Below are 13,549 nucleotides of genomic sequence, written 5' to 3'. Positions count from 1 at the left end.
ACCCCTGCACAACCGGAGCACCCCATGGAACGCGCCGCTTTGATCCTCGTCCTTGTCGTCTACATGGTGACCGGCGTCAGGTACTACCGAACGCCCCTGGCCGAGAGCGATCCTGGCAAGCTCGTGTACGCCCGCATCACCGAGCGCCGAACCGTGGAGATCTGGCGGCGCGGCCTCTCCCTCGACGTCCGCGTGATCGACACGCACTGACCATCTCGCACCCCTGCTGCCTTCACCCCCAGCAGCGGGCCTGGTCCCGTTCCGTGACTGACCCATTGTCCCGCAACGGGGCCTTCTCGGCGTCGTGTCGCCAGAAGTCGATCACCGGATAGGCTCCCCCGCGTGACGTCTACGAAGCAGCGGGGCCTGATGGGGCTCGAAGTCGAGATAAGCCACGGCGGGCCTGAGGCCCCACGGGTGGTCTATCTGCCGTCTGAGGAACTGGCCGGAGCCGAGTTGACCATGGCCCGCCTGCGCGCCTACTCGGACAAGATCCGGCGCGAAGCAGTAAGCAAGGAGAGCACGACCGTGTAGACAGGTACATAGCCATCCACCTCCCGCCGTTTCCGCAGGTTGGGAACAAGGTGGAGGGGTGTACCGTTACCCCAGGACTCGGGCCTCGACACGTACGAGGCCAACGCTGCCCTGGGCCTGCCCGAGGACGGCCGGGACTACACCGCCGCCGCCCAGATGCTCGCCGCCCTCGGCGCGACGGACGTCGACCTGCTGAGCAACAACCCCGACAAGGCCGAGCAGTTGGCCGGACTCGGCGTCACCGTGCACCGCCGGGTGCCGACCGGCGTGCACCTGTCGCCGAGCAACGTGCGCTACCTGACCGCGAAGGTGGAGCGGACGGGGCACTCGATCGAGCTGCCGCGCCTGGTCGGCTGAGGGCCGCGAACGGATCACGGATCACGGATCACGGGTCACGGATCACGGGTCACAGATCACGGGTCACAGATCACAGGTGACGGCGAACGGATGACAGCGGACGGATGACAGATGACAGCTGGCAGATTTCATCATCTGTCCGCTGTCATCTGTCATCTGTCATCCGTCCGCCGTCAGTCCCCCACCTCCGGCCACCGCATCGTCCGCAGCACCCCGTACCCCGCGAGCGGCAGGGCGATCAGCAGGGCCGCCCAGAACGCGGCGTGCCCCCACCACTCGGCGATACCGCCGAACCACCCCTGGAGCACCGGGATCCGCAGGGCCTCGATCGGGCCGAGCGCGCGGGGCCAGGCGCCCAGGAACAGGGTGCCGAGGATCCAGGCGCCGAACAGCACCCGCGCGGTGACCGGCGTGCCGAAGGTGCAGGCCAGCGAGGCCACGGCCAGCAGGATCACGAATCCCGCCTGGTAGGCCGCGCCGGTCTGGCCGGTGCCCCAGGAGTGGGCGGTCGGGTGGTGTCCGGTGACGGCGAGCCGCACCTCGACCGCCGCCCACAGCAGCAGGACCAGCACCCCGGTGGCGACGAGCGCGAACCGCAGCCGGTCACGGGTGCCCGCGCCGCCCGGGCGCCACTGCTTCTGCCTCTGCTTGCGCTCGCCGGCCGACGCCACCTTGCGGCCCGCCGGGCCCGCGCCGCCGCCCGACCGTCGCTCCAGCTGCCGCCAGGCCGCCCGCACCAGCCGCCGCGCCTCGTGCGCGGGCTTCAGGAAGCGCCGGGCCGCCCGGTCGATCAGCGCCAGGGACAGCACCACCGCCACCACCGCGATGATGCCGGCCCAACTGCCCATCCCTCCCTCGAACATGACCACCCGGTCCGCCACCGGCCCCGGCGCCTCCACCACGAGCAGCGGCGGCCCGAGCCGCAGGTAGCCGATGGCGAAGGCCCCGGCGCCGGTCAGGAAGGCGGTGCCGACCCCCACCCGCGCCGGGAAGAACGCCAGCAGCACGGCCGCCGTGAACGCCGCCCCCAGCTGCCCGACCACCTGCCGCGCCGCCTGTTCGCCCGCCGTGCGCAGCGGCCCGCCGAAGGCCCCGTTCGGCAGGATCTTCAGCTGCTCGCCCGCTTCGACGGGGTGGCGGATCACCGCCCCCGCCCACAGCAGCAGCCCGAACCCGAGCAGGAGCAGCAGCGCGGCCACCGCCCGCCGGGGCAGCGCCCGCCGCGCGTGCGGCCACCAGGCGCGCACCCGGCCGCGCAGGTCCACGGGCGGTCGCCGCCGGTCCTGCCACCAGCGGGCGACGCGCCCGGGCCGGCCCGTACCGGCCACGCCCTCGGTCCGGCCGGCGGACTCCTCCCGCGCCCTGGAGCGGGGGCGAAGCGTTTCGGCGGCGATCAGCGCCGCCCGCCCGCCGGCCTCGGCGGGGTCGGCGCCCAGGGCCCGCCGTCGCAGGGCGGACCAGCGCCGGCGCACCTCCGGGCGGGCTTCGGCGCCCTCCGCTTGCACCGGTCGGCGGGCCGCCGCGCGCACCGCCGTCCGGGTCCTGGCTCCGGCGGCGAGGGCCGCGTCCACCACGGCCGAGGCGACGACGGCCGCGATCTCCGAGGCCCGTACGGGCAGCGGCAACCGGTGGAGGGCGGCGGGCAGTGGGGAGAGCCGGCCGAGGACGCGCTCGCGTTCCCGGGGCCGCAGGCTCAGCCAGACGGCGAGGCGCCGCGCCTCCTCGCGCTCGCCGGGGCTGAGGCCGTCCCCGCCGCGCCGCCCGCCGCCGACCGTCCGCGCGGCCCGTTCGACCTCGACCATGACCTGTGGCAGCGCGGCCAGTGCGAGCAGCCTCGAGCAGTGGTCCCCGGCGCACTCGGGGTGGAAGCAGTCGTAGCGGGCGGCGACGGAGGCCGCCCCGCAGGCCACCAGCTGTTCGATGAACGCGTAGCCGTCCGTCGCGGTCTCGGCGGCGATGTGTTCCAGCCCGGTGGTGTCGACCTGCCGGCCCAGGTACTGCGGGGTGGCGGCCTGGAGGAAGGCGACGCCGAGGGCCAGGACGGCGACGCCCGCGCGTTCGGTGCGCAGGGCGCCGGGCGCCTGGACGACCTCGGTGAGGTAGTGCAGGTCGAAGACGGTGTCGCGGACGTCCTCGCTCAGCCAGGTGCGCAGCCGCTGCGCTCCCCCGGTGGCCAGCCACTCGGCCGAGGCGAGGGAGTCGCGCAGCAGCACCTCGACGAGGCGGGCCGGGTCGCTGTACGAGGCGCCGTGGTAGCTGATCGGCCGGTGGGACTGCGGGCGGCGGCGCACCACCGGCGGGCTGGCGCCCTCCAGCCAGGAGCGGACCTCGGCCGCCGTCCAGCGGTCGTCCGGCTGCCTGGTGAACAGCCCTTGCAGGAGGAGGAGTTGGCGCGGGTCGGTGACGGCGCTGAGGTCGGCCTCCTCGCCGACGACGAGTTCGAGCTCCATCTCGCGGTCCGGCGCCGCCCGGCCGTCGGCGCCGACGAACCGGGGGCGGCCGACGAAGAGTTCGTAGAGCACGTTGCCGAGCGCCCACCAGGGCCCGGCGCGGTGGTTGTTGCCGGCGAGCTGCTCGGGCGCCATGTAGGCGATGGTGACGGTCATCTGGGAGGTGAAGCGGCGGCTGGCGGTGAGCCGGTCGACGCCGCCGAAGTCGGCGATCACGAACTGGCCGGGGCCCGAGCCCTCACCGGGGCGCACGAGGATGTTGGCGGGCTTGAAGTCCAGGGGGTTGCGCTCGATGGAGCGCTGCCAGAAGTCGAGCAGGGAGACGAGTTCACGGACGATCTGCTCGGTGAGCCAGCGGTCGGTGTGGTGGCCGCCGCGCCGCAGGGCGGCGAAGTGCGCGGAGAGGGTGACGGGCAGGTACTCCATCGCCACCCAGTCGACCTCGGCGCCGTTGTGGCGGACCTTGCCGTAGTCGATCAGGTGCGGGACGTGCCGCCGGAACCGGTCGTTGCCCAGGTGGGCGAGGAGGGTGGCGTCCATCGGGTGTCCGGCGGCCGAGACCTTGACTGCGGCCTCGCCCCCAGCGGCGCGCCGCACCCGCCAGACGGTGCCCTCGGAGCCGGAGCCGGCGCGTTCCAGCGGGGCGAAGCGGCCGCGCAGCGCGTCCGGGAAGCTCCCCTCGAACGGCCGGCCCTTGGGCGGCTGCTCGGTGAACGGCTGCTCGTCGAACGGCCGGCCCGGGGCGGGGGCCTCCGGCGCGGTGTCGGCCCGGTGCGGCCCGGGGCCCATGCCGGCGGCCCAGCGGGGCGGCGGAAGGACGGTGGTCGCCGCCTCCGGGTCCGCGCGGTCGCCCGGGCGCCGGATGGTGGTGGCGTCGGGGTCGACCCTGGTCGCCGGGTCGGGGCGGCGGCCGAGCCGGGACGGGCGGTCGGTGCCGGCCGGGTCGGGCCCGTGGCCCTCGCCGGGGACGTCCCGGCGCCACCACGGCCGCCGGTCCACCCTGGTCCTCGCCGTCTCCCGAGGCCCCGGCCCGTCGTCCCCCGGTGTGCGCATGAAAGGCGTTCCCTCCCGTTCCCCGGGGCCGGTGCGGGGCGGTGGTCGTCCTCGCGCGCACGGGAGCCGGGTCGTGATCCAGACGCGCCATCATGCCGCAGACGGGGCAGCGTGTCGGCCCTTTCCGGGAACCGGGACGGAACCCGGACGGACACCCGCCGCACGGCCTCCGGGCAGGGCGCGGCGCCCGCCTCGGCCCGCCGCTCGGCCCCGTCCCTCAGCCCCGCTCCTCAGCCTCGCTCCCGCCCCCGCCGACCGGCCGCCCCTGCGGCTCCTCGACGATGCGCCGTGCGATCTCCGCCGGCCGCACGGGCCGGCCGAAGTGCCAGCCCTGCGCCCAGTCGCAGCCGATGGTGCGCAGCCGCTCGGCGTCCTTGCGGGTCTCCACGCCCTCGGCGGTGACGGTCAGTCCGAGCGTGTGCGCCATCGACACCAGGCCGCTGACGATCCGCCAGCCCGTGGACTCGTCCTTGGCGGGGTCGTGCAGGTCCCCGACGAAGGAGCCGGCGACCTTGAGCCCGGAGACGGGCAGGTCACGCAGGTAGGCGAGGTTGGACCAGCCGGTGCCGAAGTCGTCCACGGCCAGCGACACGCCGAGGTCGACCAGCCCGTGCAGGGTGCGCAGCGCCTCGTCCTCGGGCCCGACGACCGTGGACTCGGTGATCTCCAGCTGGAGCCGGGCCGGGTCGAGCCCCGTGCCGTCGAGGATGCGGGCGAGGTCGGTGACCAGCGCGGCGCTGCGGGCCTGGCGCACGGCCAGGTTGACGTTGAGCTGCGGGGCCGCGTCGCCGTAGCGCTTGACCCATTCGGCGGCCTGGCCGCACGCCTGTTCCAGCACCCAGCGGCCGAGCGGCATGATCAGCCCGGTCTCCTCGGCGGTGGTGACGAACTCGTCGGGGCCGAGGACGCCGAGCTGCGGGTGGCGCCAGCGCACCAGCGCCTCCACGGCGGCCATCCGGCCGTCGGCGAGCCTGTAGAGCGGCTGGTAGTCGATGAAGAACTCGCCGCGGTCGAGGGCGGCGGGCATCCGCACGGAGACGGCGTAGCGGCTGACGGCGCGGGCGTTCTCCTTGGGGTCGAACAGGGTCCAGCGGCCGCGGCCGGCCTCCTTGGCGCGGTAGAGGGTGAGGTCGGCGGCGCGGACGGCGGCGCCCGGGGTGGTGGTGGAGACCCGCCGTTCCAGGACGCCGACGCTGGCGCCGACCGCGAGCTTGTGGTCGCCGATCAGCACCGGCCCGGCCAGGGCCTTGAGCACCGTCTTGGCGGCGGCGACGGCCTCCTGTTCGCCCCGGCACTTCTCCAGCAGGACGACGAACTCGTCCCCGCCGAGCCGGGCGACGAGGTGGCCGAGCGGGGTGAGGGCGGCCTGGAGGCGGTCGGCGACGGCGGAGAGCAGTTCGTCGCCCATGTCGTGGCCGAGGCTGTCGTTGACGACCTTGAAGCCGTCGAGGTCGACGTAGCAGAGGCCGAAGCGGGCGCCGGGCTCCGGGTCCTCGAAGACCTTCTCCAGGCGTTCGAAGAAGGCCGCGCGGTTGGGCAGGCCCGTCAGCGGGTCGTGGGTGGCCTGGTGGCGCAGCCGCTCCTGGAGGCGGTAGCGGTCGGTGATGTCCTCCAGCATGGCGACCTGGTAGACCGGGGCGCCGTCGTCGTCGCGGATGAGCGAGACGGTCAGGTGGGTCCAGACGATCTCGCCGTCCTGGCGGTAGTACGGCTTGTCGACCTGGAAGTACTCGCGTTTGCCGCTGATCAGCTCCTCGTACGCCTCCCAGACGCCCGGGGTGTCCTCGGGGTGGACGAGGTCGCCGACCCGGCGGCCGATCATGTCGGCCGGGCCGGCGCCGAACAGGTCCTGGAGGGCCTTGTTCACGGCGAGGATGTTGCCGTCGGTGTCGCCGATGCCGATGCCGATGGCGGCGCTCTCGAACAGGGCGCGGAAGCGGGCCTCGGAGGCGCGCAGCGCCCGTTCGGCCTCCTTGCGGGCGGCGTCGGCGGCGGTGCGGATGGCCTCCTGCTCGCTGAGGGTGCGCTCGCGCAGGGCGGCGGCCCAGCCGGCGGCGAAGGCGCCGGTGAGGGCGGGGCCGCGCTCGTCGGCGGCGGTCTGGGCCTGGAGCAGTTCGACGGCGCGGGCGAGCAGGTCGGGGTCGGTGAAGTGGGCGTCGACCAGTTCCGCGCCGGCCCGGGAGGCGAGGCGGGGGTCGAAGGGCTCGCCCCGCTGGGCGCGGTGGAGCAGGTCCGCGGTGCGGGCCGTGAGGCGGCCGAGCAGGTCGGGGCGTACGGCGATGCCGTGGTCCGCGGAGAGCAGCCGGGACCAGTCCTCGTGGAACCGCTCGGCGCTGCCCGGCACCGAGGGGGTGCTCATGCGGGCGCTCCGGTCACGCTCGCGCGGGGGCCGTTCGCGCGGGGGCCGTTCAAGGGAGCAGCCCCACGCCCGCCACCCCGGTCATCCGCTCGGGGTGCTCGCCGACCGACTCGGGCTGGTCGGGGCGCCACTGCGGCAGGTAGACGACGCCTGGCTCGAGGAGCTCGAAGCCCTCGAACATGGCGGTGATCTGCTCGTGGTTGCGCATGGTGAGCGGGGTCGGGGTCATGCGGTAGAGGCGCTGGTGGTCCTCGGCCTGGTCGGGGCGGCCCTCGAGGGAGGCGTGGGAGAGGACGAGGGCGCTGCCGGGCGGGAGGGCGTCACGGACGGTGGCGATGAGCTTCCACGGGTCCTCCTCGTCGGTGACGAAGTGCGCGACGGCGACCAGCAGGACGGCGACGGGCTCGCCGGCGGCGAGGATCTCGACGACCTCGGGGCGGGCGAGCAGGTCCTCGACGTGGCGCAGGTCGGCCTGGACGACGGCGCAGCCGTCGTCCTCGGCGAGCAGCAGGCGGCTGTGGGCGACGGCGACGGGGTCGCGGTCCACGTAGACGACCCTGGCCTCGGGCCGGACGGTGCGGGCGATCTCGTGGACGGCGCCGAAGGTCGGGATGCCGGAGCCGATGTCGAGGAAGCGGGAGATGCCTCGTTCGGCGAGGTGGACGACGGCGCGGCGCAGGAAGGCCCGGTTGGAGCGCATGATCTGCGGGAGTTCGGGCCACAGGGCCAGGGCCTTGCGGGCCATCTCGCGGTCGACCTCGAAGTTGTGGGAGCCCCCGAGGTAGTAGTCGTAGACCCTCGCGGCGTTCGGTTTGTCCAGGTCCGTGCCCTCCGGTACCCAGCTCGGTCGCCGCATGCCTGTGACTCCTTCACTCCGGTTACGGGGGCGCAGTGCCTGATGACTACCGCTGTGACAGATGAGACTACAAGCACACAAGATGCTCCCTCGCCCCCCGAACGGCTGCAAGCGGAATGCCCTGCTCCCGACGGTTCACCATCACGGGGTGTTCACCCGCCGTCCCTCCGCTTTCCGGGGCGGCGCATGGACGGCTCCCAGCCGGGGCAGGGGGAGCACGTGGACCCCAATCACTACCGCTTCCGCGGCCTCTGGCACCTCCCCGCGCCCCCTCCCGCGGTGTACGCGGCACTGGAGGACGTGGCCGGTTACCCGCACTGGTGGCCGGAGGTGCGCGAGGTGCGGCAGACCGGGCCGGACACCGGGGACGTGGTGATACGCGCGGTGCTGCCGTACCGGCTGGTGATCGCCCTGGCGACACGCCGCCGCGACCCGGCGGCCGGGGTGCTGGAGGTGGCCATGAGTGGCGACCTCGCCGGCTGGACGCGGTTCACCGTCACCCCGGACGGGCCCGGCGGCGGGGGGAGCCGGGTGCTGTTCGAGGAGGACGCCCGGCCGGGCAAAGCCCTGCTGCGCCGCCTCGCACTGCCGCTGCACCCCGTGTTCCGCGCCAACCACGCGGTGATGATGTGGCGTGGGCGGCGCGGGCTCGCGGCGCACCTCGCGGGCGGCGCGATTCCGGCGCAGCGGGACGGGTCACGGGCGGCGGATCGCGGCCTGCGGCGGACGACCGGCGGATGACGGCGCGCAGATGACGGTCCACAGATGACAGCGGACAGACGACAGTGGACAGATGACGGCGGACAGATCACAGTCGACGGACGACAGATGTCAGATGACGGATAACAGCGAACAGATGTCAGCGGACGAATTTCCACCTCTGTTCGCCGCCCCCTTCGACCGCTCCGGCACCGGCAGCGCCAAGTGGGCCCGCGCCACCGCCCCCGGGGTGATCCCCCTCGGGCTCGCGGACATGGACCTGCCCGGCCCGCCCGCCGTCGCCGAGGCCCTCCACCGCCGGGCCCGCCACCGCGCGTACGGCTACACCGTCTGCGACCCGGCCGGGCGCGAGCTGGTCGCCCACTGGTACCGCACCCGCCACGGCGCCGAGGTGGACCCGGACTGGGTGGTCCTGCTGCCCTGCGGCCCCCGCACCGCGCTGCGCGTCCTGCTGGAGACCGTACGGCCGCAGGCGCCGCTCGCCTTCCCCACCCCCGAGTGGGGCGGCTTCGCCCAGCTGTGCCGCGCCGCCCGCCTCCCGTACCGCGAACTGCCGCTCCCCCTGGGCCCGGACGGCTACCACCTGCCCAACGGCCCCCTCCCGGGCCCCACTTCGGCCGTACTGCTGAGCAGCCCGCACAACCCCTCCGCCCGCGTCTGGCCCGCCGAGGAGCTGCGCGCCCTTTCCCAACGGGCCGCGGAGGCGGGCGCGTTGCTGGTCTCCGACGAGGTGCACGGCGACCTCACCCACCCCGGCCACACCCACCCCGTGGCCGTCACCACCGTCGATCCGGCGCTGCGCCCGCACACCGTCACCCTCAACTCCGTCGGCAAGACCTTCAACTGCTCCGGCCTCCCCAGCGCCTTCGCCCTCGTCCCGGACCCCGCGCTGCGTGCCCGCTTCACCGAGGAGCTCGCCGGCTACGGCCTCTGGGAGGGCGGGCTGCTGGAGCAGACCGTCCAGCGGGCCGCGCTGAGCGAGGGCGGCCCCTGGCTGGACGCCCTGCTCGCCCACCTGAGCGCCGCCCGCGACCGGCTGACCCGCCTGCTCGGCCCGGCCGTGCGCTCCGCGCCGCAGTCCTCCTACCTGCTGTGGCTGGACGCCGCCGCCCTGGGCCTGCCGCCCGGGGGCGCCGAGCGGGCGCTGCTGGAGCGCTGCGCCCTGGAGGCCACCGCCGGGGACGTGTTCGGCCCCGGCGGCGCGGGCTTCCTGCGCCTCAACTACGCCCTCCCCGAGCCCCTGCTGGAGACCGTCCTGGAACGGCTCGCCCGGTTGGGAAGGAGCTGAGGGCGCCCTTCGCGCCCCGCGCACGGAACCCTTCCGAAAGCCGCCCGAAAGGCGACCGAAAGCGCCCCGCGATCCCCTGAGTCACCCGTTCGCACCATCTCTGACCTGCACAGACGAACGTCTACGCGATTTTTGCGGAGCGTCTTCGCATGCTCCGTAGCAGACTGGGCAAGGTAGTCCGGGCCCGCAATTCGTGATCCCGAGGATGGTGAGTCCGGTGATACCCGTCTCCCGCACCACACCCCCCGACCGGCCCAGCGCGCCGCCGCCCCAGAGCGGAGTGACTCCCCTGACGGAGTCCGGCGCGCGGAGCCACGTGTCGGGGGTCTGCTTCAAGATCGGACCGCCCAGGCTGGTGGGCGTCGAGGTCGAGTGGTTCGTCCACGACGACCGATGTCCGGAGCGACCCGTACCTCCGGAACTGATCCACTCCGCACTGGAGTCGCTGCCCCTGGGCGGCCCCGACGGCACTTCCCTCCCCTCCGGTTCGCGGCTCACGCTCGAACCCGGCGGACAGGTCGAGCTCAGCTCCCCGCCCGCCACGGGCCTGATGGCCTGCGTCGAGGACACCCGACGCGATCTGACCGCCCTGCGCGCCGCCTTCGCGGCCCGGGGCCTGCGCCTCACCGGAACCGGGACCGACCCGTTGGCCCGTCCGCGCCAGCTGGTGCTGGACCATCCGCGCTACGTAGCGATGGAACGTTTCTTCGACTCCGCCGGCCCCTGGGGCCGGATCATGATGACGGGCACCGCCTCCGTACAGGTCTGCGTGGACGCCGGCGACGCGGACGGCCCGCAGGCCGTCGCCCGGCGCTGGCGGCTGGTCCACCGGCTCGGCCCGGTGCTGGTCGCCGCCTTCGCCAACTCCCCCGTCCTGGACGGCAAGGCGACCGGCCACCGCTCCACCCGGCAGACCGTCTGGTCCCGGATGGACCCGACCCGCACGCTCGCCCCCGCCCCCGACCACGGCGATCCGGGCGAGGCGTGGGCGCAGTACGTGCTGGACGCCCAAGTGCTGTGTGTACGAAGGCCGGAGGGCCTCCCGTGGACGGCACCGCCCGGCCTCACCTTCCGTGACTGGATCCGCGGCGGCGGCGAACGCCCGCCCACCCTGGCCGACCTGGACTACCACCGCACCACGCTCTTCCCGCCCGTGCGCCCGCACGGCTACCTCGAGCTGCGGATGATCGACGCCCAGCCCGGCGACGGCTGGGTGGTGCCCGCCGCCCTCGTCACCGCGCTGCTGGACGACCCCCTGGCCGCCGAGGCCGCGCTCGCCGCCCTGGAACCGCTCGAGCGCCTGGAGCGCCGAGGGCACCCGGAGCGCCCCGACGGCCGGGAGCACCCGGCCGCCCGCGCCCCGCGCAGCGAAGCCTGGCGCCGCGCCGCCACGCTGGCCGTCGCCGACCCCGAGTTGCGCCGCGCCACCCTGGCCTGCTTCGCCGCCGCCGACGCCGCGCTGGGCCGCCTGCCCGGCGCCGAGCGACTGCGCGCCACCGTCGCCGCATTCGCCGAGCGCTACCCCGCGCGCGGCCGCTGCCCGGCCGACGACCAGCTGGACGCCCTGCGCGCCGGCACCCGACGCACTCCCCCCGAGGAGCCCGCACCATGACCGACGTCAGCCCCCGCACCGACCTCTCCCAGGGCCGTCCCGACGGCCTCCCCGAGAGCACCGAGGCGCTGCGCGACACCATCGCCGCCGAGCTGCTGGCCGCCCGCGCCCGCACCGCCGCCCTCACCGACTGCGTCGACGACCGCGACCTGACGGCCCAGCACTCGCCGCTGATGTCCCCGCTGGTCTGGGACCTCGCGCACATCGGCAACCAGGAGGAACTCTGGCTGCTGCGCAACGTCGGCGGCCGCGACCCGATGCACCCGGAGATCGACCCGCTCTACGACGCCTTCCAGCACCCCCGCGCCGAGCGCCCCACCCTGCCGCTGCTGCCGCCCGCCGAGGCCCGCCGCTACGCGGAGGACGTGCGCGGCCGGGTCCTGGACCTGCTCGCCGCCAGCCCGCTGGAGGGCGCGCCGCTGCTGACCGCGGGCTTCGCCTTCGGGATGATCGCCCAGCACGAGCAGCAGCACGACGAGACGATGCTGATCACCCACCAGCTGCGCCGCGGCGAGCCCGCCCTGGCCGCTCCCCCGCCCCCGCCGGCCCCGGCCGACGCGGTCACCCTGCCCGCCGAAGTCCTCGTCCCCGCAGGCCCGTTCACCATGGGCACGGACACCGAGCCGTGGGCGCTGGACAACGAACGCCCGGCGCACACCGTCGAACTGCCCGCCTACTTCCTGGACACCACCCCCGTCACCAACGCCGCCTACCAGCGCTTCATCGAGGACGGCGGCTACGAGGACCCCCGCTGGTGGACGCCCGAGGGCTGGGAGCACCGCCTGCGCGCCGACCTGAGCGCCCCGCTGTTCTGGCGCCGCGAGGACGGGCAGTGGCTGCGCCGGCGCTTCGGCACCGTCGAGCCCGTACCGGCCGACGAGCCGGTGCTGCACGTCAGTTGGTACGAGGCCGACGCGTACGCCCGCTGGGCGGGGCGCCGCCTGCCGACCGAGGCCGAGTGGGAGAAGGCCGCCAGACACGACCCGGCGACCGGCCGCTCCCGCCGCTACCCCTGGGGCGACGCGGCCCCCGGCCCCGAGCACGCCAACCTCGGCCAGCGCCACCTGCGCCCGGCCCCGGCCGGCAGCTATCCCGAGGGCCAGTCCCCGTACGGCGCACGGCAGTTGATGGGCGACGTGTGGGAGTGGACGGCCAGCGACCTCGACCCCTACCCGGGGTTCAGGGCCTGGCCGTACAAGGAGTACTCGGAGGTGTTCTTCGGGCCCGAGTACAAGGTGCTGCGCGGCGGCTGCTTCGCCGTGGCGCCGGTCGCCTGCCGGGGCACCTTCCGCAACTGGGACTACCCGATCCGGCGGCAGATCTTCTCGGGATTCCGCACCGCCCGCGACGCGGAGCGAGCCTGATGTGCCGTCACCTCGCCTATCTGGGCGAGCCGTTGGCACCTCAGGACCTGCTGGTGACACCGTCGCACGCGCTGTACCGGCAGTCCTGGGCGCCCCGGGAACAGCGGCACGGCACGGTGAACGCGGACGGCTTCGGCCTGGGCTGGTACGCGGACGGCGACGAGGTGCCCGCCCGCTACCGCCGCGCCGGGCCGATCTGGGCGGACGCCGCCTTCGCCGACCTCGCCCGGGTGCTGCGCACCCGGGCACTGGTGGCGGCCGTCCGCTCCGCCACCGCGGGCTGCGCGGCGGGCGAGGCGGCGGCGGCGCCGTTCGCGGCCGGACGCTGGCTGTTCAGCCACAACGGCGCGGTGGCCGACTGGCCCGGCGACCTGGGCGCGCTCGCCGCGCTGCTGCCGCCGGAGGAACTGCTGGCACTGGAGGCGCGCAGCGACTCGGCGCTCCTGTGGGGGCTGACCCTGCACCGGCTGCGCGCGGGCGCCACGCCCGGCGAGGCACTGGCGGGCACCGTGGCGGACGTCGCCGCGCACACCACCGCCCGGCTGAACCTGCTGCTCACCGACGGCCGCTCGATCGCCGCGACCGCCTGGGGCGACACCCTGTACCACCGCACCCTGCCGGGCCTCGGCACCGTGGTGGCCTCCGAGCCGTACGACGACGAGCCGCCCGACGACGAGCTGTACGACGACGGCCCTCGCGCCGACCAGCCGCCCGACGACGAGCTGTACGACGACGGCCCTCGCGCCGACCAGCCGCCCGACCAGCCGCGCGCCGACGGACCGCAGGACGGCGAGCCACAGAACGGCGAGCCACGGGCCGGCGGCCCGCGCTGGCAGCGCACCCCGGACCGCTCGCTGCTGCTGGTGGACTCCGGCGGCGTCACCGTCCGCCCGCTCCCCGGCCGCGACTGATCCCCCCGTTACCTGCCACCCCCCTTCAACCTTCACTTCCTGAAC

10 protein-coding genes and 1 pseudogene are annotated in these 13,549 nt (G+C 74.8%); 8 read left to right on the top strand and 3 right to left on the bottom strand.

From position 1 onward, the window contains the following. The first annotated feature begins 24 nt into the window (after nucleotides 1–24). The 3 genes and pseudogenes from IH61_RS0107760 to IH61_RS0107750 form a co-directional block, all read left to right on the top strand. A complete protein-coding gene (locus IH61_RS0107760; RefSeq protein WP_031066952.1) occupies nucleotides 25–210 on the top strand; it encodes a hypothetical protein in 186 nt (61 codons plus the stop codon). 132 nt (nucleotides 211–342) lie between these two features. Then, nucleotides 343–534, top strand: coding sequence for a hypothetical protein (locus IH61_RS0107755; RefSeq protein ID WP_031066950.1), 192 nt, complete (start codon nucleotides 343–345; stop codon nucleotides 532–534). A gap of 72 nt (nucleotides 535–606) precedes the next feature. After that, nucleotides 607–891, top strand: a pseudogene (locus IH61_RS0107750) (GTP cyclohydrolase); the annotation flags it as partial. 173 nt (nucleotides 892–1,064) lie between these two features. Here the strand turns inward: IH61_RS0107750 and IH61_RS49510 are convergent. From IH61_RS49510 to IH61_RS0107735, 3 genes are all read right to left on the bottom strand, one after another. Further along, nucleotides 1,065–4,394 carry a protein kinase domain-containing protein gene (locus IH61_RS49510; protein WP_158844771.1) on the bottom strand — a complete coding sequence of 1,110 codons (3,330 nt, stop codon included), beginning with the start codon at nucleotides 4,392–4,394 and terminating at the stop codon, nucleotides 1,065–1,067. A 217-nt stretch (nucleotides 4,395–4,611) separates the two neighbouring features. Continuing rightward, on the bottom strand, nucleotides 4,612–6,753 hold the full coding sequence (locus IH61_RS0107740) for a putative bifunctional diguanylate cyclase/phosphodiesterase (RefSeq protein WP_051836499.1): 2,142 nt from the start codon (nucleotides 6,751–6,753) through the stop codon (nucleotides 4,612–4,614). Nucleotides 6,754–6,802: 49 nt separating this feature from the next. After that, nucleotides 6,803–7,609 carry an SAM-dependent methyltransferase gene (locus IH61_RS0107735; protein WP_031066938.1) on the bottom strand — a complete coding sequence of 269 codons (807 nt, stop codon included), beginning with the start codon at nucleotides 7,607–7,609 and terminating at the stop codon, nucleotides 6,803–6,805. Nucleotides 7,610–7,828: 219 nt separating this feature from the next. On the opposite strand from IH61_RS0107735, the gene IH61_RS0107730 reads away from it, so the two are divergent. The 5 genes from IH61_RS0107730 (at nucleotide 7,829) to egtC (ending at nucleotide 13,504) form a co-directional block, all read left to right on the top strand. Continuing rightward, a complete protein-coding gene (locus IH61_RS0107730) occupies nucleotides 7,829–8,350 on the top strand; it encodes an SRPBCC family protein (RefSeq protein ID WP_063763158.1) in 522 nt (173 codons plus the stop codon). Nucleotides 8,351–8,465: 115 nt separating this feature from the next. Next, entirely contained in the window at nucleotides 8,466–9,617 is a 1,152-nt protein-coding gene (locus IH61_RS0107725; RefSeq protein WP_031066930.1) for a MalY/PatB family protein, read from the top strand. Nucleotides 9,618–9,933: 316 nt separating this feature from the next. Next, nucleotides 9,934–11,229 (top strand): ergothioneine biosynthesis glutamate--cysteine ligase EgtA, encoded by a 1,296-nt coding sequence (gene egtA / locus IH61_RS0107720; protein WP_324607585.1) that lies wholly within the window; start codon nucleotides 9,934–9,936, stop codon nucleotides 11,227–11,229. Beyond that, nucleotides 11,226–12,593 (top strand): ergothioneine biosynthesis protein EgtB, encoded by a 1,368-nt coding sequence (gene egtB, locus IH61_RS0107715; protein WP_031066924.1) that lies wholly within the window; start codon nucleotides 11,226–11,228, stop codon nucleotides 12,591–12,593. Before egtA ends, egtB begins: the two co-directional genes overlap by 4 nt. Continuing rightward, complete coding sequence (egtC, locus tag IH61_RS0107710) at nucleotides 12,593–13,504, top strand: ergothioneine biosynthesis protein EgtC (RefSeq protein ID WP_078910916.1); 912 nt, start codon at nucleotides 12,593–12,595, stop codon at nucleotides 13,502–13,504. Before egtB ends, egtC begins: the two co-directional genes overlap by 1 nt. The last annotated feature ends 45 nt before the right edge of the window (nucleotides 13,505–13,549 follow it).

The sequence above is a fragment of the Streptomyces sp. NRRL WC-3742 genome (assembly GCF_000720635.1).
Classification (GTDB): domain Bacteria; phylum Actinomycetota; class Actinomycetes; order Streptomycetales; family Streptomycetaceae; genus Kitasatospora.
The sequence above is the reverse complement of the archived record's forward strand: the minus strand, read 5'-3'. Positions and strand labels throughout refer to the sequence as shown.